The sequence below is a fragment of the Bacillota bacterium genome, assembly GCA_040754675.1.
Lineage (GTDB): Bacteria > Bacillota > Limnochordia > Limnochordales > Geochordaceae > Geochorda.
Genome location: JBFMCJ010000364.1, coordinates 1 through 4245, shown reverse-complemented (window position 1 = coordinate 4245; position 4245 = coordinate 1). Strand labels below are relative to the sequence as shown.

2 protein-coding genes are annotated in these 4245 nt (G+C 65.2%); one reads left to right on the top strand and one right to left on the bottom strand.

What is annotated here, in order from left to right:
• Window positions 1–549, bottom strand: a 549-nt coding sequence (locus AB1609_16905) for a cytochrome ubiquinol oxidase subunit I (GenBank protein ID MEW6048126.1), incomplete at its 3' end; no start/stop codon positions are given.
• A 345-nt stretch (window positions 550–894) separates the two neighbouring features.
• Between AB1609_16905 and treS the strand changes: the two genes are divergently transcribed.
• On the top strand, window positions 895–4245 hold a 3351-nt coding region (treS, locus tag AB1609_16900), incomplete at its 3' end, for a maltose alpha-D-glucosyltransferase (GenBank protein ID MEW6048125.1).

Below are 4245 nucleotides of genomic sequence, written 5' to 3'. Positions count from 1 at the left end.
TCGCCATGCGGGATTGTAGAACAGCGCCTGGAGGGGAGTGAGGGCTTCCGGGTTGGAGTTCAAAAGCTCTGCCCCTATCGGGTTCTGCATCCAGGCGTTGGAGGCCACCACCAGCACGCTCGAGGCCGCACTGCCGAGCGCCACCGGAATGCCCGTCAACCAGTGTGCCAAGGGCGGCAGCCGGTCCCACCCGTACAGGTACAGGGCGAGGAAGATGGCCTCGATGAAGAACGCAAAGGCCTCCAGTGTGAAGGCAGGCCCGATCACGTGGCCAAACCGCTCCATGAAGGCGGGCCAGAGCAGGCCGAGCTCAAAGGAAAGCGCCGTGCCGCTCACGGCCCCGATGGCAAACAGGATGCCGGTCGCCTTGGCCCACGTGCGGGCGAGTGCAAGCAAGTAGGGCTTGTGGAAACGGAGCCATAGCCCTTCGGCGATGAGCATCAAAACCGGCATGCCCACTCCGAGGGCCGCAAAGATCATGTGAAACCCCAGAGAAAACGCCATGAGGAACCGTGCAGCCGACAGGTTGTCGATGGTTTCCATCGCCATTATCCCCGCATTCGACCGGGGTGTTCCACCGTCGGTGCATTCTAGCGAGCCGCCGACACGCCCGTAATGGACATCTCTCTCATTCGCGGGGGACATTTGTCCCGTTGCGACCGTGCCAACGCGCGATGATATCCCGAAGCCGCCGCGGCCGGAGAGAGGTCGCCCCCGGTCGCCTGGGCTGCCGCAAGGCCGCTTCGCCGAGGCGATCCCCTTGACGGCACGCATGAGCTATGCCCCCGCCGGGGGTAGCGGGCCGGTACCGTCGTGCTATACTGGCGCTGGCTCGAACGCCAGCGCCGGAGCATCATACCAGGTTTAGACGCGCAAAAAAGGGGAGATCGGGGCGTGGCCGCACGCTACGTCGAGCCCGTCACATTTGCTGACGACCCGCTGTGGTACAAGGATGCCGTCATTTACGAGGTGCACGTGCGTGCCTTCTACGACAGCAACGCAGACGGGATCGGGGATTTCCCCGGCCTGACCCAAAAGCTCGATTACATTCAATCTCTGGGCGTCACCGCCGTCTGGCTGCTCCCGTTCTACCCGTCCCCTCTCAAGGACGACGGCTACGACATAGCGGACTATTTCGGCGTCCACCCTGCGTACGGCACGCTGCGAGACTTCGAGGTGTTCCTGCGGGAAGCGCACCGACGGGGAATCCGCGTCATCACCGAACTCGTGTTGAACCACACGTCCGACCAGCACCCCTGGTTTCAGCGTTCCCGTAGGGCCAAACCTGGCAGTGTGTGGCGCAACTTCTACGTCTGGAGCGACACACCGGACCGGTATCGAGAGGCCCGCATCATCTTCAAAGACTTTGAGCCATCCAACTGGACCTGGGACCCGGTGGCACGAGCCTACTACTGGCGCCGCTTCTACTCGCACCAGCCCGACCTCAACTACGACAACCCGTACGTGCGCAAGATGATGTTCCGCGTCGTCGACCACTGGATGCGGCTAGGAGTCGACGGGATGCGTCTCGATGCCATCCCCTACCTCTACGAGCGGGAGGGCACCCCCTGCGAGAGCCTGCCGGAGACGTTCGAGTTGATCAAGCAGCTGCGCCGCCACATCGATTCGCGCTACCCCAACCGGATGCTCCTCGGCGAGGCCAACCAGTGGCCGGAGGATGCCGTCGCGTACTTCGGCAGCGGCGACGCCTGCCACATGGTCTTCCATTTCCCTTTGATGCCCCGGCTGTTCATGGCCATTCACATGGAGGACCGCTTTCCCATCACCGACATCCTGAGCCAGACGCCGGCCATCCCGGAGACGGCCCAGTGGGCGCTGTTCTTGCGCAATCACGACGAGCTGACCCTGGAGATGGTCACCGACGAGGAGCGGGACTACATGTACCGCGTCTATGCGCAGGATCCGCAGGCCCGGATCAACCTCGGCATCCGGCGCCGGCTGGCTCCCCTGCTGGGCAACCACCGGCGGAAGATCGAACTCATGAACGGCCTGCTCTTTTCCCTTCCCGGGACGCCGATCATTTACTACGGCGACGAGATCGGCATGGGGGACAACATCTACCTTGGCGACCGCAACGGCGTCCGCACCCCGATGCAGTGGAGCGCCGACCGTAACGCCGGTTTCTCCCGGGCCAATCCCCAGCGGCTGTACCTTCCCATCATCATCGATCCGGAGTATCACTACGAAGCCGTCAACGTGGAGGCGCAGCAAAACAACCCGCACTCCCTCTTGTGGTGGATGCGGCGGCTCATCGCCCTTCGCAAGCGCTTCAAGGCGTTCAGCCGGGGGAGCCTGGATTTCCTCCACCCGGAAAACCGGAAGGTGCTGGCCTTCGTGCGCCGCTACGAGGACGAGCAGATCCTGGTCGTCGCCAATCTGTCGCGGTTTGTCCAGTACGTCGAGCTGGATCTGTCGGCGTTCCGAGGGATGGTACCCGTCGAACTTTTCGGGCGCACGGAGTTTCCGCCGGTGGGGGACGGCCCGTATTTTCTCACCCTGGGGCCGCATGCGTTTTACTGGTTTTCGCTGGAGCGAAAGCGACAGCCCGAGATCCGGGCGGGTGAACCGGCCGTGAGTGCGGCCGAACTGCCGAGGCTCGAGGTGCGGGGAGCGTGGGAGAGTGTCATAGGGGGCAGGGCCAGGGAAGCCCTAGAAGGTGCACTGGCAACTTACCTCAGGGTGAGGCGGTGGTTTGGAAACCGAAGGCGGCGCATCCAGTCGGTGAGCCTCCTCGATGCCGTGCCTCTGTCTAACGGCGGGAATGCCGGGGTTTTGGTCCTGGCCCGCGTGGATTACACCGAGGGGGATCCCGACACCTACCTGGTGCCCCTCACCTTCGCTGCGGGACAGGCGGCGATAGACGCGCTGGCCCGCTTCCCCCACGCGGTCGTTGCCCGGCTCACCGTGGTCAGCAACGGCGGGGTGCAGGAGGGGGTGCTGCACGACGCGCTGTGGGACCCCGGATTTTGCAAGCGGCTGCTGGATGCCATCGTTCGGCGGCGCCGTTTGAAGGGGATGGAAGGAGAGGTCCTCTTCTGGCCAGCCCGGGCAGGCCGGCAGCTCGTGGGAACCGAGCCCGCTGCGCTCGAACCGTCGGTGCTCCAGGTCGAGCAGCGCAACACGTCGGTGCTCTTTGGTGATCGGCTGATCCTCAAACTTTTCCGGTGCCTGGGCGATGGCGTCAACCCGGAACTCGAGACCCTGCGATTCCTCACCGAGCGCACCTCGTTCGAAAACATCCCGCCCCTCGTCGGCGGTGTTGAGTACCGACGTGGCCAGGGCGAGCCGCTGACGCTGGCCCTTCTCGAGGGGTTCGTCCCCCACGGAGGCCAGGACGCCTGGGACTATACGCTCGACGCCCTGCACCGCTATTTCGAGGGCCTGCTGACGGGACATTCGGAGGCCCCGGCCCCCGATCCCCCCTCGGGACACTTGCTGGACCTGGCCGCTCGAGTTCTCCCGGCCCTGGCCGTGGAGACCATTGGCCCCTACCTGGAGGCGGCACGGCTGCTCGGCCAGCGCACGGCGGAACTTCACCTCGCGCTGGCCTCCGCCCCTGGCGATCCCGCTTTCGCGCCCGAACCGTTCTCAGCCAACGATCAGCGCTCCCTGTATCAGGCCGCGCGGCGACTCACGAGTGAGGTGGTGCAGGAGCTTCGCAGGCGGATGGGCGAGCTCGATGCGGAGGCCCGGCAGGCGGCGCAGGCGGTGTTGGAGCTCGAACCAGTGATGATGGCGCGGCTCCGGTCGGTCCTGGAGCGAAAGGTTGACGCCGTGCGCATCCGATGCCACGGTGACTACCACCTGGGCCAGCTCTTGTTCACCGGGAAAGACTTCGTCGTCATCGATTTCGAGGGGGATCCGGCCCGGCCGGTGAGCGCTCGCCGGCTGAAGCGGTCACCCCTGCAGGACGTGGCGGGCATGTTCCGGTCCTTCGATCGGGCGGCACACCTCGCTCTGCGGGCCCAGGTGACCATGGGCGTTGCCAGGCCGGAGGACCTGCCGGCACTTGAACGCTGGGCCCGCTGGTGGACGGCATACGTGTCCGCCGCCTTTCTGGGGGCGTACCTCCGCCTGGCGGGAGAGGCTCCCTTCATGCCGCGTGAACGGGAGATTGCCGGGATGCTGCTCGACTTCTTCTTGCTGGAGAGGGCCCTGCGCGAGCTGGCCGACGACCTCGGCAACCGGCCCGACCAGGTAGGCGTGGCGCTGCAGGGTATCCTG